The sequence below is a fragment of the Streptomyces avidinii genome (genome assembly GCF_014650695.1).
Taxonomy (GTDB): domain Bacteria; phylum Actinomycetota; class Actinomycetes; order Streptomycetales; family Streptomycetaceae; genus Streptomyces; species Streptomyces avidinii.
Window position 1 is genome coordinate 152,602 of sequence record NZ_BMVL01000003.1, and the last position, 23,480, is coordinate 176,081.

Genomic DNA, 23,480 nt, shown 5'->3' on the forward strand with positions numbered 1-23,480 from the left:
CCCCCCGCAGGGCGCCAGAGAGCGGACCGGGTCTCCTCGGCGGGTCTCTGCATCGTTGACAGATAGTCGGCGCGCAGATAATCTCCGGGCAGATCGTCTACTCAGGGAGACCCGCCATGTGGGAGTACGAGCACAGCATCGAGACCGGCGCCACCCCCGAGGCGATCTGGCGGCTCTGGGCGGACGTGGAGAACTGGGGTGCCTGGAACGCCGAGATCCAGAAGATCGAGATCAGCGGCCCGTTCACGGCCGGAGCGCGGATCACGATGACACCGCCGGGGGACGACCCGATCGTGCTGCGCATCGCCGAGGCGGTCGAAGGGGAACTGTTCGTCGACGAGGCGCGCTTCGACGGCCTGCTGCTGCGGACCATCCACCGGATCGACCGGATCGACCCGGACCGGATCCGGGTGGTGTACCGGATGGAGATCACCGGCAACGGCGCCGACGAGGTCGGCCCGCAGATCGGCCCGGGCATCACCGCCGACTGGCCCGACACGATGGCCGCGCTGGCCGGGCTGGCGCTTCGCTGATGCCCCTGAGCCCCGGCGAAAGCCCCGGATTCCTGCTGTGGCACGCCACCCTGCGCTGGCAGCGCGACATCGCCGCGGCCTTGGCCCCGCTCGATCTCACCCATGTGCAGTTCGTGCTGCTCGCCTGCACCTGGTGGCTCAACGGCCAGGGTGAGCAGCCCAATCAGCAGGCACTCGCCCGCCAGGCCGGCACCGACGTCAAGATGACCTCCCAGGTCCTGCGCACCCTGGAACACAAGGGGCTCGTCGAGCGTGAGGTCGACCCGGCCGACACCCGCGCCAAACGGCTGCGCGTCACCGGCGCCGGCGCCGACCTGGCGCCACGGGCGATCGCCGCCGTCGAGCGCGTCGACGCGGAGTTCTTCCGGCCGGTGCCCGTGGGTGACGCGGTGGCCCTGCTCGGCCGCTTGGCCCGTCCCGAGGCCTGACGCCCCGGTCGCGAACGCGCCCGGGTGTCACCGGGGGGTGGAGAACTCGACCGGGCTCAGCCGCCGTGGCGCGCGGTCAGCCAGCCGTACGCCGCGTCCGCGGTGAACTCCGGCTGCCCGCCCGGGAAGAGGAGCCCGGCGGACGCGAAGGCGGGGTCATCCGCGATGTCCGGCGCGTACGGGACCGCCATGCAGGCCATGCCCGCGGCCCGGGCGGCCCGCACCCCGGGCGCCGCGTCCTCGACGACCACGCAGTCGGCGGGCTCGGCGCCCAGCCTGCGGGCCGCTTCCAGGAACACGTCCGGAGCGGGCTTGCCGTGCGCGACCTCCTCGGCGGAGACCACCGTGGTCAGCAGTGCGTCCAGCCCGGTGCCGGCCAGGACGGCGTCGATCGCCTCGAGGGAGGAGCCGGAGGCCACCGCCATCGGCACGCCCTCCGTGCGCAGCCGCTCGACGAGCCCCCGCATCTGCGGGAAGACCTCGGTCCGGGTGCGGGCCAGCTCCAGGTAGGCGGCGTTCTGCTCGGCGAGCAGCCGGTCGACCGGCGCCGGGATCCCGTACCGCTCCCGCAGGATCTCCAGGGTCTCCCTCGTGCCGATGCCGATGAAGCGGGAGTGCTGCTCCCACGTGAAATCGGGGACCCCGTGCCGCTCCAGGGTGCGGCGGCCGGACTCGTAGTAGTTCGGCTCGCTGTCCACGAGGGTGCCGTCGAGATCGAATATGACGGAAATCATCCGTTGCGCCCGCCCTGACTGTTGCGTCCTGTCGGCCCATCCTGTCAGCTTTTGCCGGCACTCCTGCCGACGGATTCGACCAGCGGCAGCAGCCGGTGCGCCACCCGCTCGCGCAGGGCCACCTCCGTCCGGGTGCGGACCACGCCCGGGAGCTGGATCAGCTGCTGGATCACATCCTCCAGGTGCCCGTTGTCCCGGGCCGCGACGCGGGTCAGCAGGTCCCCGCCGCCGGTGATCGAGAAGGCCTCGATGATCTCCGGCACGGCGGCCAGCGCGTCACCCACGTCGTCCAGATGGCCCTGGGTGACCTCGATGTGCACGAACGCCAGCACCGGGTGGCCCAGCGCCGCGGGGGAGAGCACCGGTCCGGTGCCGGTGATCACGCCCGTGCGCTCCAGCCGGTCCAGCCGCGCCTGCAGGGTGCCGCGCGCGACGCCGAGGATGCGGGCGTACTCGCGGACGCTGGTGCGCGGCTGCTCGATCAGCAGGCGCAGGATTCTGGTGTCGAGCTCGTCCACCGCCACGCCCCGACTGTACCAATGGCCCCGTTCACCCCGGTCGTTCCCGGCCAGGGGCCGACGGCGGCAGCGTGTGCAGGGCGACATGCCCCAGATACGCCGTCAGGCCCACCGCCACCACGATCACGGCAGGTGGCAGCAGCAGCCATCCCACGGTCCAGCCGGCCCCCACCAGCAGGGCCCCGACCAGGCCGCCGAGGAACATCGCCACGATGGAGAGACCGCGCCGCACCCAGGTGGCCGATCCGTACGCGGCGTCGCCCGGCCCCAGGGTGGAGCCGCCGAGGAAGGCCGTCATCGACCGGGTGACGAGGGTGGTCGGCACCCCCGGGACCTTCGATCGCATGATGGTGAGGGTCCGCATCCCCATCGCCAGCGAGAGGACCGCCGTGACGATCAAATGCCGGTGGGTCGGGGACCCGTAGTGCGGTGCGAGACCCCATCCGAGGCCCGCCGCGAGCAGGATCAGCCCGGCTTCCACGGCGAGGCCGTAGACGAACCACCGCCGCCCGCGGACCTCCTCCGTCAGCTCCATCCGGGCCCCGCACGCCACCCCCACGACGAAGGCGACCAGCGAGACCGCGGACGGCAGGGCCGGCAGCTCGCCCGCCCGTGCGGTCCCGAAGGCCAGGAACAGCACATTTCCCGTCTGCATCGCCGTGAACACGGGCCCGAGCGCGAGCAGGCTCACGGCCTCCACCAGCCCGGTCACCACCGTCAGTACGAGCATCAGCGTCGGCAACGCCGGCCCGGCCCGGCGCGCACCCCCCGCGGCCCCGGTTTCACGGCTCTCGTCCATGACGCCCGACAGTGACACGCCCACCCGGGTCCCCCCGCGCCGACATGCCGGAACGCATAGGGTCCGGAGGATGAGTGACCTGTTGCTGGTGAGGCACGGCGAGACCGCCTGGAGCGCGAACGGGCGGCACACGGGACGCACCGACATCCCGCTGACCGCGCGCGGAGTCGAGGAGGCCATCTCACTGGCCCCCTTCTTCCGGGACCGGCAGCCCGCACTGGTGCTGACCAGCCCGCTGCGGCGGGCCGTCGCCACCGCGCAGCTCGCGGGGCTCACCGGCGGCGAGCCCGACCCCGACCTGTACGAGTGGGACTACGGCGGCTACGAGGGGATCACCACCGCGGAGATCCGGCGGACGACCCCGGACTGGTCCCTGTGGACCCACGGCGTTCCGCCCGGTGACGCCGAGCACCCCGGCGAGAGCGCCGCCCAGGTGGGGGCCCGGGCCGACCGCGCCCTGGCCCGCGTCGCCCCCGTGCTCGGCGCGGACGGCGGCGACGTGGTCCTGGTGGCCCACGGCCACTTCCTGCGCGTCCTCACCGCCCGCTACCTGCGCCTGGAGCCCGAGCACGGCCGGCTCTTCCTGCTGCGCACCGGAACCGTCAGCGTGCTCTCCACGGAGCACGCCCTCCCGGTGATCGCGGGCTGGAACACCCGCCCCTGACCCCGTTCGCCTCGCCTCGCGCGGCGGTGCCGTCTGCGTGACCATTCGTACATGGGTCACGACTCGTACATGGACCGGGGCGGTGCGGGTGCCGGGCCGGAGCAGGAGGGCCGGCAGGAACCGGGGCTCAAGGCCAACGCGATCGGATTCCTCGACGCGCTCGTCATCGGCCTGAACTCGACCTCGCCCGCCTACTCCCTGGCGGCCGTCCTCGGCCCGATCGTGGCGCTGGTGGGGATCTACGCACCGGGTGTGATGCTGGCCTCCTTCGTCCCGATGCTGCTCATCGCCGCGGCCTTCTACTACCTCAACAAGGTCGACCAGGACTGCGGGACGACCTTCTCGTGGGTCACCCGGGCCATGGGCCCCTGGGCGGGCTGGCTCGGCGGCTGGGCCATCGCCATGACCGGTGTCCTGGTCATCGGCTCGCTCGCGGACGTCGCGGTGCACTTCGGCCTGCTCGCCGTCGGACTCGACAGCTGGGCCGCGAACGCATGGATCCGGCAGATCCTCACCGTCGTGGTGATCCTGGTCATGACCGGGATCTGCGTCATCGGCACCGAGCTCTCGGCCCACCTCCAGGACATCCTCATCCTCGCCCAGGTCTTCTTCCTGCTGGCCTTCGCCGTGGTCGCCATCTACCGCGTCTACGCCGGCACCAGCACCCTGGAGGAGATCGAGCCCTCCCTCTCCTGGCTCAACCCCTTCGGCGCCGGCGGCGCCGCCCTCACCGGAGGGCTGCTGCTCGGCGTGTTCATCTACTGGGGATGGGAATCCGCGGTCAACCTCACCGAGGAGGTCGAGAACTCCGCCACCGCGCCCGGCAAGGCAGGCATCTGGTCGACGGTGATCCTCCTGGTCACCTACCTGTCCGTGGGCTTCGCGGTCGTCGCCTACGCCGGAACCGCCTACCTCGCCGAGAACGCGGGCGAGGAGGAGGCGATCTTCGCGGTGCTCGCCCACGAGGTCATGGGCGGCTGGGACTGGGTGGTGCTCCTCGCGGTCTCCACGTCCGCGCTCGCCTCCACCCAGACCACGATCATCCCCGCTTCCCGTACCGCCCTGTCCATGGCCCGCCGGCACGCGCTGCCGCACGGGCTGGCGCAGATCCACCCGCGGTTCCGGACCCCGGACGTGAGCACGTGGTGGGTGGCCGGCATCGCCATCGGCTGGTACCTGGTCGTCAACCAGATCAGCGAGAACGCGCTCCTGGACTCGCTCACCGCGCTCTCCCTGCTCATCGCCTTCTACTACGCACTCACCGGCCTGGCCTGCGCCATCTACTACCGCCGCCACCTGCTGGAGAACGTGCACAACTTCCTGCTGATCGGAGTCGGTCCGGTGCTCGGCGCCGGCCTGCTGGCCTGGCTGCTGGTGGAGTCGATCGGCGACATGTCCAACCCGGAGAACTCGGCCAGTGGCGCCTCCTGGTTCGGGCTCGGCCCGCCCCTGGTCATCGGCATCGCCATCGCGCTCGTGGGCGTGGCCGTCATGTGCTTCTGGCGGGTACAGGACGGCAGGTTCTGGCAGGAGCGGCGCTCGGTCGTCGACCCGGCCCTCGTCCACGCCGGGAAGGGCGAGGGGGTTTCCTGATGTCCGTGGTCCTCGGGTACGACGAGTCACCGGGCGCCGAACGGGCCCTGCAGGTGGCCCTGGAGGTGGCCACAGCCTTCGGCGAGCCCCTCGTCCTCGTGTACGGCGCGGCCGCTCCGGGGCCCACGGGCGAGGAGTACCGGGCCCACCGCGAGGCCGTACGCCAGGCCGGCCGCAGCGCTCTGGCGCACGCCGTCGAGGAGGCCGACGCGGCCGGCGTGCCGACGGCGGTCGAAGTGGCCGACGCAAAGCCCGCCCAGGCGCTGCTGGACGCCGCCGAGCGCCACCGCGCCCGGGTCATCATCGTCGGCAGCTGGGGCGACAGCCCGATGCGCGGAGCCCTGCTCGGCTCCACCCCGCACAAGCTCCTGCACCTGTCGCCGATCCCGGTCCTGTGCGTACCGACCGGGCCGGAGGGCGCCTGAACGTCCGAACAGCCGTGGTGCGGCCGCGTCGGACGACGCCCCCGGCCCGGTACCGGTCGTCGGCCGCCCGTCAGGGACCGGAGAGGGCGTTCTCGGGCTCGGCCTTCACCGGGGCCCCGCGGTCCACCTCCTTCCCCGCGCGCAGCCGGGTCAGGGCCGGGCTGGTGATCGCCGTCGTCACCAGGGCCATCAGCACCAGCATGGTGAACAGCTGCGGCCCGATGACACCGAGTTCCAGCCCGACGTTGAGCACCACCAGCTCGGTCAGCCCCCGGCAGTTCATGAGGGCGCCGATCGACAGGGCCTCGCGCCACGGTCTTCCACAGGCGCGCGCCGCACCCGTCGCGCCGCCCCATTTGCCGAGGAAGGCGACGAAGAGGATGGCGGCCGTCCACAGCCACAGTTCCGGCGAGGACGTCAGGCCCCCGATGTCCGTACGCAGCCCCGTGTGCACGAAGAACAGGGGCAGCAGCACGGGCACCGTGAACGCGCGCAGCCGGGCCGCCGAGGCCTCGATGCGCTGCCCGGTACGCGGGGTGATCACCCCGAACAGGAACGCCCCGAACAGCGCGTGCACGCCGATCAGGTCCGTGGCCAGCGCGGACAGGCTCAGCCCGCTGAAGATCGCCACGAGGACCGCCGCGTCCCCGCCGCGGTCCACGCGGCCCGCCCAGCGGGCCAGGAGCGGTCGCACCGCGTACAGCATCACCAGGGTGAAGGCCACGGCGAGCCCGGCCGTGGTGGCCGCCTCCATCGGGGACCCGGCCGTCGAGAGCGCCACCACCAGCGCCAGCAGGCACCACGCGACGACATCGTCCACGGCCGCGCAGGCCATGGCGAGGGCGCCGAGCGGGGTCCCGTACAGGCCCCGGTCGATGAGGATCCGGGCGAGCACCGGGAACGCGGTGATGCTCATGGCCACCGCCATGAACAGGGTGAACGGCATCCGGCCCACCCCCTCGGGGGCGAACCCGTCGTACAGCGCGAGGGCGAGCAGCGCGCCCAGGACCAGCGGCAGCAGCATGCCCGCCTGGCTCACCGCCACCGCGACCCGGGTGTGACCGCGCAGGCTCCCCAGGTCCAGCTCCAGCCCGACCAGGAACATGAAGGCGAGCAGCCCGAGCTGCCCGAGCACCGAGGTGTACGGCAGTACGGACGGCGGGAAGAGCGCGTGCTGGGCCTGCGGCCAGAGCCAGCCCAGCAGCGAGGGGCCCAGCAGGATGCCGGTGGCGATCTCGCCCACCACCGGGGGCTGTCCGAACCGGCGGCAGACGGCGGCCCCCACCTGGCTCGCCAGGATCACCACCGGAACGGCGACCAGCAGGGCGGGCAGCGGGTCAACGGACGACACGGGTACCTCCTTCGGGCGCGGCGGGTCGCAGGGCGGTCGGCAGGTCGCGGTGCGGGGCCGGCTGCGCCGCCGGCTGGGGAGCCGTGGCCGCCGCGGACCAGGGGGCGTAGCGGCGCAGCCCGTAGAGCAGCGGCTGGCGGTCGTCGCGCACGGTCACCCGCCCGACCTCGGCGAAGACGGCCGTGTGGTCCCCGAAGCCGACGGTTCTGACCACGGCGCAGTCCGCGACGGCGTGGGCGGCCGCCGTCAGGTGCGGTCCGCCCGCCCCCAGCGGAAGCCGCCACTCGACGCGGTCGAAGCGGTCCGGCGCCCCGGAGGCGAACAGGTCCGAGGTGCCGCGGGCCCGCTCGTGCAGCAGGTTGAGCGCGAAGTGCCCCTCGGCGAGCAGCACCGCGAGGGTCGGGCTCGCGGCCCGTATGCACACCACGAGCGTCGCCGGTTCGAGGGCGACGCTCGCGAGGGAGGTGCAGGTCAGGCCGTGCGGCACGGAATCGGAATCGAGGGTGGTGACGACGGACACCCCGGTCGGGAAGGCGGCCATGAAGGGACGGAGGTCCGCAGGCCGGCCCCCGGCCGACTCGTCCGGTGCGGCGGGGTGGGGCACGGAGCGATGGGGCATGTCTGACTCCCTGAGGTGGCTGAAGCAACTGCGGCCCGGCAGCCGGCGAAAGTGCCGTGCTGCCGGGCCGCCCGAGCGGTGGGCCTTACGCGCCGTGCAGTTGGCGCAGGTAGTCGTAGGCACTGGGCAGGGTCTCCAGCAGATTCTGCTGCTGGCGCTTGACCGTGTCGAAGAGGGGTTCGGCACCGGCCACCGAGTCCGGGCGGTGCGCCAGGGAGGGCAGCGGGGCGTCCGGCTCCAGGCCGAGGCCCGCGAAGATGCAGTAGTAGCTGCCGTTGGTCCAGAAGTTGCGGAACTCGGCCTCGAAGTTGCCGTAGTACGTCGACTCGTCGGTGATCGGCGAGTTGATGGGCAGGCCGGCCTTGTAGGCGGAGATCTTCTGCTGGATGTTGTCGGGGAGGGTCAGCTTCTTGTTGGCCTGCCAGAACGGCGTGTCGTTGCGCGGCGCGTAGAAGAAGTGCGCCTGGATGAAGTCGCGGGTGTCGTCGAACATCACCTCGATCTCGCGGTTGAAGCTGTTGACCAGGCCCTCGTTGAAGGTCTTGTCCGGGAAGTGCTTGGCCAGCTGGTAGATGGCGGCGGTGATGAAGTAGATGCCAGTCGACTCCAGCGGCTCCAGGAAGCAGGAGGACAGGCCGATGCTCACGACATTCTTCACCCACGCCCGGCGGTTGCGGCCCACGCGGAAGCGAATGTGGTTGAACTTCGTCTCCTCCACGTCCAGGCCCCACATGTCCGCGAACTCGCGGGTGGCGGTGTCCTGGTCGGTGAACTTGCTGGAGTACACGTAGCCGGTGCCGAAGCGCCCCAGCATGGGGATCTTCCACGCCCAGCCGGACGACATGGCGATCGCCGAGGTGTACGGCTCCACACCGTTCGCCTCGTCGTCGTGCGGGACCGCCGTCGCCACCGCGCTGTCGCACAGCAGGTGGTCGCTCATGTCGATGAAGGGCTCCTCCATCGCCTGGTTGATCAGCAGGCCGCGGAAGCCCGAGCAGTCCACGAACAGATCGGCGTCCAGGGCCAGTCCGCCCTTGGTGTGCAGCGTGGTCACGTAGCCGCGGTCGTCCTGCTCGACGCGCACCATCTCGTCCTGAACGTGGTTCACGCCCTGCTTCTCGGTGCTGAACCGGCGCAGGAAGTCGGCGACCAACTGGGCGTCGAAGTGCCAGGCGTACCGGGTGGCCGGACGGCCGTCGAGCCAGCGCGGGGCCTTCATGGCGTCCATCACGGGGGGCTCGCGGAAGCAGGCGTAGTCGAACGGCTCGGTGGTGCGGCCCTCGTACTTGCGCTTGAACCAGTAGTGCGACAGCGGGGTCTGGTCGTAGTCGGGGAGCAGCCCGAAGGGGTGGTAGAAGTGGTCGGGGCCGCCACCCGGCAGCTCGCGCGCCGTCGACTCGCCCTGCCCGTCGGTCCTCCAGTTGACGAAGCGCACGGCCATCTTGAAGCTCGCGTTGCACTCCCGCATCCACTCGTCCTCGGCGATGCCCAGGTAGTCGAAGAAGGAGCGCTGCAGATTGGGCACGGTGGCCTCGCCGACACCGATGCGCGGGATCGACGGCGCTTCGAGCACGGTGATGTCGACCGTTCCCTGCAGCGCCTTTCCGAGGTATGCGGCCGTCATCCAGCCGGCCGTGCCGCCGCCCAGGATGACGACCTTCTGAAGCCGGGTGTCGCTGCTGGTCATGAAACAGCCCTCATTTCGGATTCGGCGGTTCGGGTGGTCGTGCTCATCAGTGTCGAAAGCCGCCCTATCACCGCTCTACACCGATGCGATCCGGCCGTTGTAGGGCCGTCGTAGACCCCCCGGACACACTCCTCGCAGGCAGAGCGGCAGGCTGAAAACCACCGGGAGGACGCGATGACCACCGCAGCGAACGGGACGGCGGGGCCGGCGGTACGGGTCCGCTTCCTGGGCGACTTCGAGCTGACCGTCAACGGCACCCCCGTCCAGCGCTGGCGGGCCGGCAAGGCCCGTGGCCTGTTCCAGTACCTCGTCGTCCACCGCGGCCAGATGCTCACCCGCGACCGGCTCTACGCCTCCCTGTGGCCCGGCGCCGACGCCGCCGCGGGCAGCTCCCTCAAGGTGGCCGCCCACGCACTGCGCCGGGTGCTCGACGCCCACCCCGACCGCCCCGGCGACTCCGGGATCCGGCTGGTCTACCGAGACTTCGGCTACGTCCTGCACATCACCGGGCTCTGGTCCGACCTCGACCGCTTCCAGGAACTGGTGCACACCGGGCTGCGGGCCGCCGCGGCCGGCGACGCCCCGCTCGCCCGCACCCGGCTGCGCGCGGCGCTCGCCCTCTACGGCGGCGAGTTCCTGCGCGGCGAGAGCGCCGACTGGGTCGTCGAACAGCGCGAGTACCTCAGGGCGCTCGCCCTGCGGGCCCTGGGTGCGCTGCGCGCCGACGCCGAGGCCCGCGAGGACTTCGTCGAGCTCATCGAGGTCTGCAGGCGCACGCTGGAGATCGACCGCCACCACGAGGAGACCTACCGCGCACTGATGGCCGCGCACGGCCGACGCGGTGAACTCGCCTGCGTACGCCGTTGGTACGAGCTCTGCGCCCGCCGGATGCGCGACGAGCTCGCCGTAGCCCCCGAACCGGAGACCCAGCGCCTGCTCGCCACCCTGCTCCCGGCCGCCGCCGCCCGCGCCGCCGCTCCCACCGGCTCCGCCGTGACCGGAGCCGCGCCCGCCACCGTCCGTGCGCTGCGGCCCGCGGCCCGCCGGGCCGGGACCCCCGCCTGGATCCCGGACGCCCGTACGACCGTCCTGGCACGCCCCGTACGGCGGGCCAGGCCCGACAACCGGGCCGCGGCCGCCCTGGCCCGCGCGGCCGACCAGGCGACCGCGTGACACCGACCCAGCTGTTCAGCGAGCCCGTGATTCCGTGACCGAGTGAGGACCCCATCGTGACCGTGCTGACCGTGCCGACCGAGCCACAGGACTCCAGACCGACCGGGGTCGAGCCCGATGCGGCGGCCCTGCCGCCCCGTTACACCGACCAGTGGATCGGCGGCGCCTGGGTCGCCTCCGACGCCGACGGCCGCCTGGTCGTCACCGACCCCGCCACCGAGCGCGCCCTGGCCACCGTGCCCGCGGGCACCGCCCGGGACGCCGACCTCGCCGCGCGCGCCGCCGCCGCCGCGTTCCCGCGCTGGGCCGCCACCCCGCTGCGCGAGCGCACCGCACTGCTGCGCCGGGTCGTCGAGGCCATGGAGGTCCGGGCCGACCGTTTCGCCGCGATCATCACCGCCGAGGTCGGGGCACCCGCCGGGATGGCCCGCCAGACCCATGTGGGGCTCTCCCTCGGCATGGCGGCGCACTGCGTCGAGACAGCCGCCTCCCACACCTTCGAGGAGCGCGTCGGCCATTCGCTCGTCGTGCGCGAGGCCGCCGGAGTGGCCGCGTGCATCACCCCGTGGAACACCCCCCTGCTGCTCACCGTGCAGAAGATCCTCCCCGCGCTCGCCGCCGGCTGCACCGTCGTGCACAAGCCGAGCGAGATCACCCCGCTGCACGCCCGGTTGCTCGCCGAGGCCGTCGCCGAGGCCGATCTGCCGCCCGGCGTCTTCAACATGGTGGTCGGCACCGGCGCCGCCGTCGGCACGGCGCTCGTCACCCACCCACTGGTCGACGTGGTCTCCCTGACCGGTTCCACCCGGGCCGGCCGGGAGGTCTCCGCACTCGGCGCGGACGGGGTCAAGCGCGTCCACCTCGAACTCGGCGGGAAGAACGCCAGCCTCGTCCTCGACGACGCCGACCTCGCCGCGTCCGTGGCCGCCACCGTCGACCAGATGCTCTTCAACACCGGCCAGACCTGCCTGCAGTGGAGCCGTCTGCTGGTGCCCCGGGACCGGCAGGACGAGGCCGTGCGGCTCGCCGACGAGGCCATGTCCGGGTACGTGACGGGGGACCCGCGCGACCCCGCCACCGACCTCGGCCCGCTGGTGTCCGCCGCCGCGCACGCCCGCGTCACCGGCCACATCCGGCGCGGCATCGACGAGGGCGCCGGCCGGCTGGTCCGCGGCGGCCCCGACCGGCCGGCCGGCCTGGACACCGGCTACTACGTCCAGCCGACGATCTTCGCCGACGTGGACCCGCTGAGCACGATCGGCCAGGAGGAGATCTTCGGCCCGGTGCTCTCCGTCATCCCCTACGACGACGAGGACCAGGCGGTCCGGATCGTCAACGGCACCCGCTACGGGCTGCACGGCGCGGTCTGGTCCGGCGACGGCGCCCGCGCGGAGCGGGTCGCCCGGCGCTTCCGCTCCGGCCTGGTGGACGTGAACGGCGGCCAGTTCAACCCGGCCGCCCCCTTCGGCGGGTTCAAGCAGTCCGGGATCGGCCGCGAGTGCGGCGCCGCCGGACTGGAGGCCTTCCTGGAGACCAAGTCGATGCAGCTCCCGCAGGGCGCGGGGGGCCAGGTGGTCGGCCCGCGGCTGCGGGCCACCGCGGCCGCCCGCCCCGCGGACACCGAGAGGAACGACGGATGACCGACCGGCACGCCGAGTCCGCCGGGGCCACCGCCCCGCGCGTACCGGCCGACGACGCACCGCCCCGCGCGGCCCGGGCGGAACCCGCCCCCGCCGGCCCGGCGGACGGCGCACTCCCGCCGCTGTTCGCCCGCCTGGAACGGTGGACCCGCGAACAGCCGAACGAGACCGCAGTCAAGGCCCTCGACGGCACCCTCACCTACGCGGCGCTCACCGCCCGCACCGCCCGGTACGCCACCGCACTCGCCGGAGCCGGAGTCGGCCCCGAGACCTCCGTCGGGCTGCTGCTCGGCCGGTCCCGGGAGAGCGTGCCCGCCCTGCTCGCCGTCTGGAGCCTCGGCGCGACCGCCGTCCCCCTGGACCCCGCGCACCCCGTCGAGCGCCTCGGCCGCGTCCTGCGCGACGCCGGGACCGCCGTCCTGGTCGCCCCCGCAGTGCCCACCGGGCTGGAACCCGGCGGGATCACCCTGCTGGCCCCCGCCGACATCCGCCGCAGCGCCCCCGGCGCGCTCGCGGTGTCCGTACCCGCCCCCGACAGCTGTGCGTACCTCATCTACACCTCCGGAACCACCGGCCGCCCCAAGGGGGTCGAGGTCACCTACCGGGGCCTGGACACCTTCGTCGACGCCCTCGGCGGTCTCGGCCTGCCACCCGGCGGGCTCGGCCTCAACGCCGTCTCTCCCGCCTTCGACGGCTGGCTCTGGTGCACCCTGCTCTACCTGACGCACGGCCAGGGCGTGGCCCTCGCCGACCTCTCCCTGGACGGGCTGCGCCAGGCCGCCGCCGAGGGCCGCGAGCTCCTGCCCGCCGGCCTGCGCACCGTGTCCCTCACCCCCTCGCTGCTCGCGGCCCACGGCGGCGGCATCGACACCGCCGAGGTGGTCGTGGTCGCCGGGGAGGCGTGCCCGGCCGCACTCGCCGAACGGTTCTCCCGTGGCCGCCGGCTGCTCAACGTCTACGGGCCGACCGAGGTGACCATCGCCGCGACCTGGGCCGACAGCCGACGAGGGGACGACGTGACCACCATCGGACGACCGCTGCCCGGCTACCGGGCCTATGTGCTGGACGAGGAGCTCCGCCCGGTGCCCGCCGGTGCCGAGGGCGAGCTCTACCTCGGCGGCCCCGCCGTCGCCCGCGGCTACCGGGGCCGTCCCGGACTCACCGCGAGCCGCTTCCTGCCCGATCCGTTCCAGGGCGGCGGCACGCGCATGTACCGCACCGGAGACGTGGTCGTCCGACGCCCGAGCGGCGAACTGGAGTACCGGGGCCGCCGCGATGATCAGGTGAAGATCCGCGGCCACCGCATCGAACTGGGGGAGGTGGAGCGGATCGCCGCCGAACTCCCCGAGGTCGTCGCCGCGGCCTGCTGCCCGCTCGCCTCCGGGCAGACCCTCGGCCTCGCCGTGGTCGCGGCCCCCGGTGCCGACCCGGCGGGCCTTGCCGCCCGGGTCGTGGAACGCTGCCGCAAGCAGCTGCCCGCGGCCGCCGTGCCCGGTACGGTCCGGGTGCTCGACCGGATCCCGACCCTGAGCACCGGAAAGGCCGACCGCGAGGCGCTGGCCAAGGCCCTGGCGGCGCCCGAAACGGCCCCCACCCCGCAGGCGGTGGCCCCGGGCGCCGGGGCGACCACCAGCGAGCGCATCGTGATGGCCGTCTGGGCCGATGTGCTCGCCACCGAGATCCCCGGACCCGACGCGGACTTCTTCGACCTCGGCGGCCACTCCCTGGCCGCGGCCCGCGCGGTGTCGGAGCTGCGCCGCGTCACCGGCCTGCGCGTCGGCCTCGGCGCACTGCTCGCCGAGCCGACGGCCGCGCACGTCGCCGCCGAACTCGACCGGCTCGCCGCCGAGCGGGAGGCGTCCGCCGCCGACCCGGCCGAAGACGCCGCCGAAGGGGCCTGAGCCATGGGCGCCTGGATCTCCACCTGGACGAACGACCCCGCGGAACGGGCCCTGCCCGTCCTGCTCTGCCTGCCGCCCGCCGGGGCCGGCTGCCAGCAGTTCCGCTCCTGGCAGCCCGCGCTGGCGGGCACCGCCCAGGTGTACGGCGTACAGCTGCCGGGCCGCGAGAACCGCTGGCGGGAGCCGATGCCGGAGACCTTCGACGAGGCCGTCGAAGCCATCGCCGCGCAGCTGCGGGAGATCGTCGCCGACGGCCGGCCGCTGATCGTCTTCGGCCACAGCTTCGGCGGCCTCCTCGGCTACGAGGTCTCCCGCCGGGTCCCCCCGCGGGCCCTGGTGGTCAGCGGCTGCCGGGCCCCCGGCCACTGGGACGGCGCCGGCCGCGGCATCGTCGACAACGGCGAGGAACTGGACAAGCTCTTCGACACGGCCGACCTCGACCCCCGGCTCCTCGACGAGGACACCCGCGCCCTGATGGTCGCGATGCTCCGCAAGGACGCCCAACTGTCCCTGAGCTACGTCCACAAGCCGGGCGTCCGCCTCGGCATGCCCGTCCACGCCTGGGGGGCCGACGGCGACGAGACCGTCAGCTCCCGGGAACTGGACGGCTGGGCCGCGGTCACCACCGCCGCCTTCACCCGGCACACCACCACGGGCGGCCACCACGCCGTACTGCGCCGCCCGCAGCCCGTACTGGACCAGCTGACCGCCCTGCTGCGGGTTGCGGGCGCGGATTCCCCCGCAGCTCCCGACCCCACCACGACCGGCGCCTGACCGCCCGACCGCCTGACCGCCCGACCGCCTGACCGCCTGACCGCCCGACGACCCGACCGCCCGTCCCGCCGCCCGTCCGACCGCCCACACCCGCCCGAGTCCGGAGGACACCGTGCCCACCACCCACCAGGTTCTCGTGAACCACGAGGGGCAGTACGCGCTGTACCCCGCCACACGCGAGACCCCCGACGGCTGGACGCCGGCCGGGTTCGACGGCACCGAGGACGAGTGCGCCGGCTTCGTGGACGCCCAATGGCCCGACACCCGCCCGCTCAGCCTGCGAGGAGCCTGAGATGGAGATCGACCTGCTCGACCCGGGCCCCTTCGGTCGCAACGACTTCTGGCCCACCTTCACCTGGCTGCGCGCCAACGCGCCCGTCCACTGGCACCCCGAGCCCGGCAGCGACGACGGCGGCTTCTGGGTGCTGAGCCGGCACCACGACATCAAAGAGGTCTACGCCGACAGCGACACCTTCAGCTCGGCCCGCGGGATGCGCCTCGGCAGCGACCCGGCGGCTGTCGCAGCCGTCGCCCAGCGCATGCTCATCGTCTCCGACGTCCCCCACCACACCCGCCTCAAGCGAGCCCTCCACCAGGCCTTCGGACCGCAGCAGATGCCGCGGCTGGAGGCGATGGTCGAGAAGGTGGTCGGCGAGCTGGTGACCGAGGCCGCCGAAGACGACGAACTGGACTTCATCGACCTCGCCAAGCAGCTCCCCAACCGGGTCGTCTGCGCCATGATGGGCATCCCGCGCGCCGACTGGGCCTGGATCGGGGCCCTGACCACCGACGCCTTCGACTCCCCGGACGACGAGGTACGCACCAACGCGCACTCGGAGATCTTCCTCTACTTCATCGAGCTGCTCGCCGAGCGCCGGGCCCGCCCCGGCGACGACCTGGTCAGCCAGATCGCCCACGACACCCTCGTGGACGAGGGCGACGGCGTCGAACGGCCGCTCAGCGACCACGAGATCGTCTTCAACCTCAACGGGGTGCTCTCCGGGGCCAACGAGACCACCCGCTACTCGGCGGCCGGCGCGGTCCACATGTTCGCCGAACACCCCGACCAGTGGCGGCTGCTGCGCGGCCTCGGCCCGGACGGCATCGCCCCGGCGGTTGAGGAGATCCTGCGCTGGACCACCCCCGGGGTGCACGCCCTGCGCACCGCCGTCCGCGACACCGAGATCAACGGGATCCCGGTGGCCCAGGGCGCCCGGGTGACCCTGTGGAACGTCTCGGCCAACCGCGACGAGGACGTCTTCGCAGACCCGCACTCCTTCCGGGTCGACCGCCGCCCCAACCGGCACGTCGCCTTCGGGCACGGCCGCCACCTGTGCCTCGGCGCGCGTCTGGCCCGGTTCGAACTGGGCGCCCTGCTCACCGAGATGCTCGGCGTGCTCGACGGCTTCGAACTGACCGGACCCGTCACCTTCAACTCCTCCAACTTCACCTGGGGGATCAACAGTCTCCCCGTGCGGCTGCTGCGCAGCCGAGCCTTCGCGAAGTAAGAAAGGGCCCGCACTGTGACCACCGCACTCGTCGACTTCAACCGTTCGGACGCCGCGTTTCCCGCCACGGGGTATCCGGAGCTCCTCGCCGAACAGGCCGCCCGCACCCCCCGGGCCACCGCCCTCGCACAGGGCGACCGCAGCTGGACCTACGCCGAACTGGAGGCCGCCACCAACCGGCTGGCGCACGCGCTGATCGCCCGCGGAGCCGCCGCCGGCACCCGCGTGGGCCTCTGCTACCCGCGCAGCGCCGAATACGTCATCGGCTCCCTCGCCGTCCTCAAGACGGGCGCCGCGATCGTCGCCCTCGACCCGGTCAACCCCGACGACCGGCTCGCGGCGATGATCGCCGACGCCGCCCCGCTGCTCGTCCTCACCCCCGCCGACCTCGGCCGCCGGATACCCGAGGACGTCCCCCGGGCCGAGGTCGCCACGGCCGGGCAGGGGCAGCCGGACACCGCGCCCGCGACCGTCACCGGACCCGACACCGTCAGCCACCTCATCTACACCTCCGGCTCCACCGGTACCCCCAAGGCCGTACTGGAGCGGCACGGCGCGCTCACCAACCTCGTGCACTGGACCACCCGTGCCTACGGGGTCCGGCCCGGCGACCGCGCCTCCTGGATGTCCACCCCCGGCTTCGCCGTCCAGATCATGGAGTGGCTCGCCTATCTGCCCGCCGGGGCCGCGATCCACATCCCCGAGGCCGGACAGGCGCAGACCCCGGAGCAGATCCGCGACTGGCTGGTCGGCGAGGGCATCACCCACACCATGCTGGTGGCGGCCCTGGCCGAGCCCGCGTGGGGCCTGGACTGGCCCGCGGACACCGCGCTGCGGATCCTGGTGACCACGGCCGAGCGCGTCCACAGCTGGCCGCCCGTCGACACCCCGTTCCGCGTCGTGATGACCTACGGCACCACCGAGACCACCAACGTCCTGTCCTGCCTCGACCTCGGCGCCGGCATCGACTTCACCAGCCAGGCCACCTCCGACGAGGTCCGCGCCACCCGCCAGGTCCCGGTCGGTGTGCCCATCGCCAACCTGCGCGTCCACCTCCTGGACGAGGACGGCAGCCCGGTGCCCGAGGGCGAGGTGGGCCGGCTGCACGTCTCCGGCGCCGGTGTCGCGGCCGGCTACCACGGCCGCCCCGAGCTCACTGCCGCGAAGTTCCACCCCAACTTCGTCGCCGACGACCCGCACCCGGTGCTCTACGACACCGGCGACCTCGCCCGCCGCCGCGAGGACGGCGCCGTGGAACTCCTCGGCCGCTCCGACTCCCAGGTGAAGATCCGCGGCTTCCGCGTGGAGCTCGGCGAGGTGGAGACCCACATCGCACGGCTCGACGACATCGCCGAGGCCGTCGTCGTCACCCAGGAGCGCGGCCCGGGCGACAAGCGGCTCATCGCCTACGTGTCGCCGGCCGGCGCGGCCGAACCGGACTCCGCCGCGGTACGCGCCGACGTGGCCCGCACCCTGCCCTACTACATGGTCCCCGCCACCGTCGTCGTGCTGCCCGTGCTCCCGCGGCTGCCCAACGGCAAGGTCGACCGGCGCAGCCTGCCCGAGCCCCCCGAGGGCCGCGACGCGGTCGGCGCCGGCTACGAGGCCCCCCGCAACGAGGTCGAGGACGGCCTGAGCCGGCTGTGGGCCGAGGCGTTCCGCACCGACGGCGTCGGCATCCACGACAACTTCTTCGAGCTGGGCGGGCATTCGCTGCTGGCCTTCCAGCTGATCGACGAGATCCGCCGCCGCTACAGCGTCGAGCTCAGCCTGTCCGACCTCTCCACCTGCCCCACGGTCGCCGAACTCGCCACCCTCGTCACCACCGAACGCACCGGCGGCCGCGGCTCCTTCGGCGGTCTCCCCGCGATCGTGCCCGACCCCGCCGCCCGGTTCGAGCCCTTCCCGCTCACCGAGAGCCAGCAGGCGCTGTGGATCGGCCGCGGCGGGCTCGTCGAACTCGGCAACGTCGGCTGCCACGGCTACTTCGAGTGGGAGAGCGAGCAGCTCGACGTGGCCCGCTTCGAGGGCGCCTGGCGCCGGCTCGTCGAACGCCACGACGCGCTGCGCACCCGCGTGCTGCCCGACGGCACGCAGCAGGTGTTCGAGGAGATCCCGGCCTACGAGATCCCCGTCACCGACTTCGGCGGCCTCGACGAGGAGACCCGGGCGACCGAGCTGGCCGCGCTGCGCGAGCGGCTGTCCCACCAGGTCCTCGACGCCGACAGCTGGCCGCTGTTCGACGTACGGATCAGCCTCCTCGGCGGCGGCCGGGCCAGGATCCACCTCTGCCTGGACTTCCTCGTCGCCGACGCCTGGAGCTACTTCCAGGTCCTCATCCCGGACCTGGTCACCTACTACGTGGAACCCGGCGCGGAACTCGCCCCGCTGGAGCTGACCTTCCGCGACTACGTCCTCGCCGTCGGGAACTCGCTGCGCGACAGCGAGCTCTACCGCCGCTCCGAGTGGTACTGGCGCGACCGCCTGGCCACCCTCCCGCCCGCCCCCGAGCTGCCGGAGCGCCCGGCCGACGCCCCCGAGCTTCCGGTCCGCTTCGAGCGCCGCAGCCACGTCGTCGCCCCGGAGCTGTGGACCCGGATCCAGGAGCGGGCGCACGCCCGCGAGGTCACCCCGTCCGGGGTGCTGGCCGCCGCCTACGCCGAGGTCCTCGGCAGGGCCGCCGGACAGGCCCGGTTCACCATCAACTTCCCGCTGTTCAACCGCCTTCCGCTGCACCCGCAGGTCAACGCCCTGCTCGCGGACACCACGACCACCCTGCTGCTCGCCGTCGAACAGACGGACAGCACCTTCGCGGGCCGGGCCCAGGCCGTCCAGCGCCGGCTCTGGGCCGACCTGGAGCACCGCTACTTCAGCGGTGTGCAGGTGCTGCGCGAGCTGACCAAGCTGCGCGGCTCCCTCGCCCCGGCCATGCCCGTGGTGATGACCAGCCTGGCCGGCCACCCGCCGCAGTACGAGGAGACCGAACTGGGCGCGCCCGTCTACGGCATCTCCCAGACCCCGCAGGTCTCCCTCGACTTCCAGGTCTTCGAGAAGCCCGACGGCCTCACCTTCAACTGGGACTTCCTGCCCGCCGTCTACCCCGACGGGCTCATCGACGCCATGTTCGAGGAGTTCACCGGCCTGCTGGAGGCCCTCGGCGAGGACGAGGTCTGGGAGCGCCACTCCCCGCCGCCCGGCGAAGAGAGCGCCGCCCCCGGAAAGGCGGAGGAGCGCGACACCGGTGACGCCTGGGAGCGGTACTGGGCCGGGATCCGGCGCACGGGCCGTGGCGGCGACGTCATCTGGGACGCCGACAGCGGCGAGGAGTTCCACTGGCTCCTGGGCCAGGCGCAGCGCCACTTCCGCAGCGGCCTGCCGGTCATCGACCTGGGCTGCGGCAACGGCCGCTACAGCCGCGAACTCGCCCCGCACTACCCCTCGGTCGTGGGCGTCGACGTATCGGCCAGCGCCATCGAGCACGCCAGGCGCGAGGCCGAGGGCGTGCCGAACGTGGACTACCTGGCCATCGACATGACCGACGCCGAGCAGGCCGCCGTCCTGGGGGAGGGGCCGTACAACATCTTCGTCCGCGGTGTCTTCCACGTCCTGGACAGCGAGGCCCGGGCCCGACTCGCCGCCGTCGCGGACCGCCTGCTCGGCAGCGAGGGCACGCTGATCGTCCACGAGCCCGACTACTCCAGCAACTCCTTCGGCTACCTCGGCTTCGTCGGCGGCAAGCGCGGCCGCGCCGAGGACCTCGTGGGCCCGCTGGAGGCGGCCGGTGTCCGGCACTCGCACCGCTTCACCCGGCCCGAACTGGCCGAGGCGTTCGGCGCGGACGACTGGGAGGTCGTGGAGGACGAGGCGATAGAACTGCACGCGATCGACCCCCAGTCGGACTCCGACGCCCTGCGGCTGCCCGGCTACTACGCGGTGCTGCGCCGCAGGCGCTGATGGCGGGTACCGCACCGGCCGGTCTCGCGCTGGCCGGGCCGACCGGAGCGGTGCTGGCCGAGGCCGGGGACGTACGGGAGCTGCTGACCCGTACCGAACTGGACCGGGCCGGCGCCCTCCGGTCGGCCGGCGACCGGGACGACTTCCTGGCCGCGCACGCACTGGTCCGGCTCTGCGCCGGGCGGCTCCTGGGCCGCCCGGCGCAGAGCCTCACCGTCGTTCAGAGCTGTGGGAGCTGCGACCGGCCGCACGGCAGGCCGCGGCTCGTCGAGGCGCCCGGTACCGGCGTCAGCCTCGCCCACGCCCGGGGCTGGGTCGCAGCCGCCGCGGCCCACGGCCCCGTCGGCGTGGATGTGGAGACGCTCGACGGCCACCCGCTGGACCAGCGGGTGGCCGAGGCCGTCTGCAGCGAGAAGGAACTGGCCGCCCTACGGGCGGACGACGACCCGCAGCGCGCCTTCCTGCGCCAGTGGGTACGAAAGGAGTCCCTGGTCAAGGTCGGGGCGGCCACGCTCGACGCGGCGGCCGGCCTCGACCTTCCTGTGTACGGGCAGGAGCCGCCCCGCTGGCGCGGCTGGCGACTGCTGGACTGGGGCGGTGAGCGGGCCGTCGGATGCGTGGCGGCCCGCGAGGAGATGCGGCTGCGGCTGCTCGGCTGAAAGACTGGACACGTGGAACGACGTACGACCGACCGACTGCTCAGGGCGCGCGCACAGGCGATCGGGGGCGAGGTCCGGGAGGAATCGGTCGCCGCCGTCCTCGACCGGGTGCTGGCCGTGCAGGCCCAGGACCTGCCCGCGGCGGAGCTCGGACTCCGGGCGCGGGCCCGCGGACTGACCCAGGACGCGGTGCGCCGGGCCACCGACATCGAACGCACCGCCGTGCGCGGCTGGTTCATGCGCGGCACCCTCCAGCTGGTGCCGGCCGCCGACGCCCGGTGGCTGCTCGCCCTCTTCGGCCCGGTCTACCTCGCGCTCGCCGCCCGGCGGCTGCGCGAACTAGGCCTCGATGCATCCCTGTGCACGCGTTCCGAGCGGCTCATCACCGAAGCGATCGACGGTGAGGGGCCGTTGACGCGCGGCCAGCTCACCGACCGGCTCACCACCCTCGGGGTGGAACCCAAGGGGCAGTCCGCCTTCCACCTGATCCGCCGCGCCGCACTGGCCGGCCGCATCTGCCACGGACCGCAGCGGGGCGGCGATGCCACCTTCGTCCTCCTCGACGACTGGCTGCCCGCCACCGGCCCGGTGCCCTTCGCCGGAGCCGCCGCCGAACGCGAACTCGCGCGCCGCTACCGCACCGCGTACGGCCCCTCCGACGCCCTGGACTTCGTCCACTGGTCGGGGCTGAAGGCCACCACGGGCAAGAACGCGTGGGCCGCCGTACGGGACACCGGGCCCGAGCCGGTGCCCAGCCCCGCGGAACCCGACGTACGCCTGCTGCCGGCCTACGACAACTACCTCGTCGGCTACCGCAGCCGGGACCTGTCCGTGCCCGCCGAACACGAACGCCGGGTGTGGCCCGGCGGCGGGCAGATCCGGGCCACCGTGCTGGTCGACGGCCTGGCCGTCGGCACCTGGTCGGGCGGCCGCCGCGGGACGCCGGTGACGGTCGAGCCCTTCCCCGGGACCGAGCCCCACAGCCCCGCCGTGGCCGCCGGAATCGCCCGCGAGAGCGCCGACATCGCACGGTTCTCCAGTGGAACTCATCGCCTGTCTACAAGCGGTCTATAGTCCCGGAATTCATAACCGGCCCCTAACTCCGGGTCCCTAGCTTGAGTGCCGTCCGACAATTCCGTACCCAATCAGAAAAGGGCGTCGACATGGCACTCGGTCGGCATTCCGATTTCAATCGCCTGTGGTTCGGGCAGACCGTCAGCAACTTCGGCGACAAGATCTCCCTTCTCGCACTGCCGACCCTCGCGGTCGTGGTGCTGGACGGCGGAGCCTTGGAGGTCGGCGTGCTCGGCGCGCTGCGCTTCCTCCCGTTCCTGCTGCTCGCCCCGTTCGCGGGGCTCGTGGCCGACCGGGTCTCGCGGCGCACCGTCATGATCGTCGCCGACCTGGGCCGCTTCCTGGCCCTCGGCACGATTCCGCTGGCATTCGCCCTCGATTCCGTCAGCATGACCCACGTCTACATCGTGGCCGCCCTCACCGGTATCCTCACCACCTTCTTCGAGGTCTCCTACCAGTCCTGGCTGCCCCAGCTCATCGGCACCGAGAACCTCATCGAAGGCAATACGAAACTCCAGATCAGCCGCAGTGTTGCGGAGGCAGTCGGGGCCGGCGCCGGTGGCGCACTCATCCAGCTCCTCGGCGCCGCCCGTGCCATCACCGCCGACGCATTCACCTTCCTCATCTCGCTGCTCGCCCTCCTCGTCATCCGTCACCGGGACGTGCGCGAGCGGACCGAGGAGCGGAAGGCCTCCGCCAAGGCGGAGATGAAGGAGGGCATGAAGACCCTCTTCGGCAACCCGGTCCTGCGCGGCCTGTTCACCGCCAACGTCGTGGTCAACCTCGGTGCCGCGATGGGTGACGCCCTCCTGATCGTCTACGCCTACAAGGTGCTGGACCTCAGCCCCGGCCAGGTCGGCATCGCCTTCGCCGTCATGTCGGTCTTCGTCATCGTCGGCGCCGTGCTCTCCGAGGTGGTCTCCAAGAGCCTCTCCGTGGGCCGCCTCCTGGTGATCACCGCGGTCGTCCTCGGCGCCGGCTACATCCTGATCCCGACGGGCGGCGCGGTCGGCGGCTTCGTCGGACTGATCGTGGTCCAGGCCGTCATCGGCTTCGTCTCGCCGATGTTCGACATCCACGTCCTCAGCCTCGTCCAGGGGGTCACCCCGAACGAGCAGATGGGCCGCGTCAGCGGCACCGCGCTCTCCGCGGTCTACGGCGCCCTGTCCCTCGGCTACTTCGCCGGCGGGGCGCTCGGCGAGGGCATCGGTCTGACCGGCGGCCTCGCGGTGGCCGGCGCCGTCACCATCGTCGGCGGCCTGACCCTGCTGGGCGGCCCGGTGTCCAAGATCAAGGAAATGCCCGTCGGCGACAGCGCCGGCGACCAGGCCCCGGCCGCGGACGAGGCCAGGATCACTGCCTGACCGGCACACCAGGGGGAGCGGGAGTGGGTGCCTGCGAACGGCGCCCACTCCGCACCGCGCCCCGCGCCCCCACCCCGTACGT

General features: G+C 73.0%; 20 protein-coding genes and 1 pseudogene. 15 read left to right on the forward strand and 6 right to left on the reverse strand.

Translation table 11 applies throughout. The features are described from left to right. The first annotated feature begins 116 nt into the window (after positions 1-116). Both IE257_RS08795 and IE257_RS08800 read left to right on the forward strand, forming a co-directional pair. Positions 117-533 carry an SRPBCC family protein gene (locus tag IE257_RS08795; RefSeq protein ID WP_189966462.1) on the forward strand — a complete coding sequence of 139 codons (417 nt, stop codon included), beginning with the start codon at positions 117-119 and terminating at the stop codon, positions 531-533. Next, positions 533-961, forward strand: coding sequence for a MarR family winged helix-turn-helix transcriptional regulator (locus IE257_RS08800; protein WP_189966464.1), 429 nt, complete (start codon positions 533-535; stop codon positions 959-961). Before IE257_RS08795 ends, IE257_RS08800 begins: the two co-directional genes overlap by 1 nt. A gap of 56 nt (positions 962-1,017) precedes the next feature. On the opposite strand, the gene IE257_RS08805 is transcribed toward IE257_RS08800, so the two are convergent. The 3 genes from IE257_RS08805 to IE257_RS08815 are packed head-to-tail and all read right to left on the reverse strand — an operon-like array spanning position 1,018 to position 3,012. Next, a complete protein-coding gene (locus IE257_RS08805) occupies positions 1,018-1,695 on the reverse strand; it encodes an HAD family hydrolase (protein ID WP_189966465.1) in 678 nt (225 codons plus the stop codon). 44 nt (positions 1,696-1,739) lie between these two features. Continuing rightward, a complete protein-coding gene (locus tag IE257_RS08810; RefSeq protein ID WP_189966468.1) occupies positions 1,740-2,219 on the reverse strand; it encodes an Lrp/AsnC family transcriptional regulator in 480 nt (159 codons plus the stop codon). Between the two features lie 25 nt (positions 2,220-2,244). Further along, positions 2,245-3,012 (reverse strand): YoaK family protein, encoded by a 768-nt coding sequence (locus tag IE257_RS08815; protein ID WP_189966470.1) that lies wholly within the window; start codon positions 3,010-3,012, stop codon positions 2,245-2,247. Between the two features lie 70 nt (positions 3,013-3,082). Between IE257_RS08815 and IE257_RS08820 the strand changes: the two genes are divergently transcribed. Genes IE257_RS08820 through IE257_RS08830 form a run of 3 tightly spaced genes read left to right on the forward strand, consistent with a single transcriptional unit; the run spans position 3,083 to position 5,694 of the window. Next, positions 3,083-3,676, forward strand: coding sequence for a histidine phosphatase family protein (locus IE257_RS08820; protein WP_189966472.1), 594 nt, complete (start codon positions 3,083-3,085; stop codon positions 3,674-3,676). Positions 3,677-3,727: 51 nt separating this feature from the next. Next, positions 3,728-5,269 carry an APC family permease gene (locus tag IE257_RS08825; protein ID WP_372453051.1) on the forward strand — a complete coding sequence of 514 codons (1,542 nt, stop codon included), beginning with the start codon at positions 3,728-3,730 and terminating at the stop codon, positions 5,267-5,269. After that, positions 5,269-5,694, forward strand: coding sequence for a universal stress protein (locus IE257_RS08830; RefSeq protein ID WP_189966474.1), 426 nt, complete (start codon positions 5,269-5,271; stop codon positions 5,692-5,694). Before IE257_RS08825 ends, IE257_RS08830 begins: the two co-directional genes overlap by 1 nt. Positions 5,695-5,764: 70 nt before the next feature. Here the strand turns inward: IE257_RS08830 and IE257_RS08835 are convergent, their stop codons facing one another. The 3 genes from IE257_RS08835 to IE257_RS08845 form a co-directional block, all read right to left on the reverse strand. Then, positions 5,765-7,045: a cation:proton antiporter gene (locus tag IE257_RS08835; RefSeq protein WP_189966476.1), complete on the reverse strand. Its 1,281-nt coding sequence runs from the start codon at positions 7,043-7,045 to the stop codon at positions 5,765-5,767. Further along, on the reverse strand, positions 7,032-7,664 hold the full coding sequence (locus IE257_RS08840; RefSeq protein ID WP_189966478.1) for a flavin reductase family protein: 633 nt from the start codon (positions 7,662-7,664) through the stop codon (positions 7,032-7,034). Before IE257_RS08840 ends, IE257_RS08835 begins: the two co-directional genes overlap by 14 nt. An 85-nt stretch (positions 7,665-7,749) precedes the next feature. After that, the gene (locus IE257_RS08845; protein WP_189966480.1) at positions 7,750-9,351 is read right to left on the reverse strand and encodes a tryptophan halogenase family protein; all 1,602 of its coding nucleotides are present in this window, start codon (positions 9,349-9,351) and stop codon (positions 7,750-7,752) included. A 174-nt stretch (positions 9,352-9,525) separates the two neighbouring features. Between IE257_RS08845 and IE257_RS08850 the strand changes: the two genes are divergently transcribed. The 10 genes and pseudogenes from IE257_RS08850 to IE257_RS08895 all read left to right on the forward strand — a co-directional run bounded on the left by IE257_RS08850 (position 9,526) and on the right by IE257_RS08895 (position 23,398). Further along, positions 9,526-10,524: an AfsR/SARP family transcriptional regulator gene (locus IE257_RS08850; RefSeq protein WP_209468369.1), complete on the forward strand. Its 999-nt coding sequence runs from the start codon at positions 9,526-9,528 to the stop codon at positions 10,522-10,524. A 128-nt stretch (positions 10,525-10,652) separates the two neighbouring features. Continuing rightward, positions 10,653-12,164, forward strand: a complete 1,512-nt coding sequence (locus IE257_RS08855; protein WP_189967306.1) for an aldehyde dehydrogenase family protein — start codon at positions 10,653-10,655, stop codon at positions 12,162-12,164. Beyond that, the gene (locus IE257_RS08860; RefSeq protein WP_189966483.1) at positions 12,161-14,065 is read left to right on the forward strand and encodes a non-ribosomal peptide synthetase; all 1,905 of its coding nucleotides are present in this window, start codon (positions 12,161-12,163) and stop codon (positions 14,063-14,065) included. The genes IE257_RS08855 and IE257_RS08860 overlap by 4 nt, the downstream gene beginning before the upstream one ends. 3 nt (positions 14,066-14,068) lie before the next feature. Further along, positions 14,069-14,839 (forward strand): thioesterase II family protein, encoded by a 771-nt coding sequence (locus tag IE257_RS08865; RefSeq protein WP_189966486.1) that lies wholly within the window; start codon positions 14,069-14,071, stop codon positions 14,837-14,839. A gap of 109 nt (positions 14,840-14,948) precedes the next feature. After that, a pseudogene (locus IE257_RS08870) lies at positions 14,949-15,131 on the forward strand (MbtH family protein); the annotation flags it as partial. Between the two features lies 1 nt (position 15,132). Beyond that, positions 15,133-16,347 (forward strand): cytochrome P450, encoded by a 1,215-nt coding sequence (locus tag IE257_RS08875; RefSeq protein ID WP_189966488.1) that lies wholly within the window; start codon positions 15,133-15,135, stop codon positions 16,345-16,347. A gap of 15 nt (positions 16,348-16,362) precedes the next feature. Then, positions 16,363-20,301 carry a non-ribosomal peptide synthetase gene (locus tag IE257_RS08880; protein WP_189966489.1) on the forward strand — a complete coding sequence of 1,313 codons (3,939 nt, stop codon included), beginning with the start codon at positions 16,363-16,365 and terminating at the stop codon, positions 20,299-20,301. After that, the gene (locus IE257_RS08885; protein WP_189966491.1) at positions 20,301-20,960 is read left to right on the forward strand and encodes a 4'-phosphopantetheinyl transferase family protein; all 660 of its coding nucleotides are present in this window, start codon (positions 20,301-20,303) and stop codon (positions 20,958-20,960) included. Before IE257_RS08880 ends, IE257_RS08885 begins: the two co-directional genes overlap by 1 nt. A gap of 12 nt (positions 20,961-20,972) precedes the next feature. Continuing rightward, a complete protein-coding gene (locus IE257_RS08890; RefSeq protein WP_189966493.1) occupies positions 20,973-22,034 on the forward strand; it encodes a winged helix DNA-binding domain-containing protein in 1,062 nt (353 codons plus the stop codon). 89 nt (positions 22,035-22,123) lie between these two features. Continuing rightward, positions 22,124-23,398 (forward strand): MFS transporter, encoded by a 1,275-nt coding sequence (locus IE257_RS08895; RefSeq protein WP_189966494.1) that lies wholly within the window; start codon positions 22,124-22,126, stop codon positions 23,396-23,398. Positions 23,399-23,480 lie beyond the last annotated feature (82 nt).

Coding starts and splice junctions, on each gene's coding strand:
- IE257_RS08850 (WP_209468369.1), top strand. CDS start 9,526: ATGACCACCGCAGCGAACGGGACGGCGGGGCCGGCGGTACGGGTCCGC.
- IE257_RS08860 (WP_189966483.1), top strand. CDS start 12,161: ATGACCGACCGGCACGCCGAGTCCGCCGGGGCCACCGCCCCGCGCGTA.
- IE257_RS08845 (WP_189966480.1), bottom strand. CDS start 9,351: ATGACCAGCAGCGACACCCGGCTTCAGAAGGTCGTCATCCTGGGCGGC.
- IE257_RS08815 (WP_189966470.1), bottom strand. CDS start 3,012: ATGGACGAGAGCCGTGAAACCGGGGCCGCGGGGGGTGCGCGCCGGGCC.
- IE257_RS08865 (WP_189966486.1), top strand. CDS start 14,069: ATGGGCGCCTGGATCTCCACCTGGACGAACGACCCCGCGGAACGGGCC.
- IE257_RS08875 (WP_189966488.1), top strand. CDS start 15,133: ATGGAGATCGACCTGCTCGACCCGGGCCCCTTCGGTCGCAACGACTTC.
- IE257_RS08795 (WP_189966462.1), top strand. CDS start 117: ATGTGGGAGTACGAGCACAGCATCGAGACCGGCGCCACCCCCGAGGCG.
- IE257_RS08830 (WP_189966474.1), top strand. CDS start 5,269: ATGTCCGTGGTCCTCGGGTACGACGAGTCACCGGGCGCCGAACGGGCC.
- IE257_RS08895 (WP_189966494.1), top strand. CDS start 22,124: ATGGCACTCGGTCGGCATTCCGATTTCAATCGCCTGTGGTTCGGGCAG.
- IE257_RS08820 (WP_189966472.1), top strand. CDS start 3,083: ATGAGTGACCTGTTGCTGGTGAGGCACGGCGAGACCGCCTGGAGCGCG.
- IE257_RS08840 (WP_189966478.1), bottom strand. CDS start 7,664: ATGCCCCATCGCTCCGTGCCCCACCCCGCCGCACCGGACGAGTCGGCC.
- IE257_RS08885 (WP_189966491.1), top strand. CDS start 20,301: ATGGCGGGTACCGCACCGGCCGGTCTCGCGCTGGCCGGGCCGACCGGA.
- IE257_RS08825 (WP_372453051.1), top strand. CDS start 3,728: ATGGGTCACGACTCGTACATGGACCGGGGCGGTGCGGGTGCCGGGCCG.
- IE257_RS08800 (WP_189966464.1), top strand. CDS start 533: ATGCCCCTGAGCCCCGGCGAAAGCCCCGGATTCCTGCTGTGGCACGCC.
- IE257_RS08805 (WP_189966465.1), bottom strand. CDS start 1,695: ATGATTTCCGTCATATTCGATCTCGACGGCACCCTCGTGGACAGCGAG.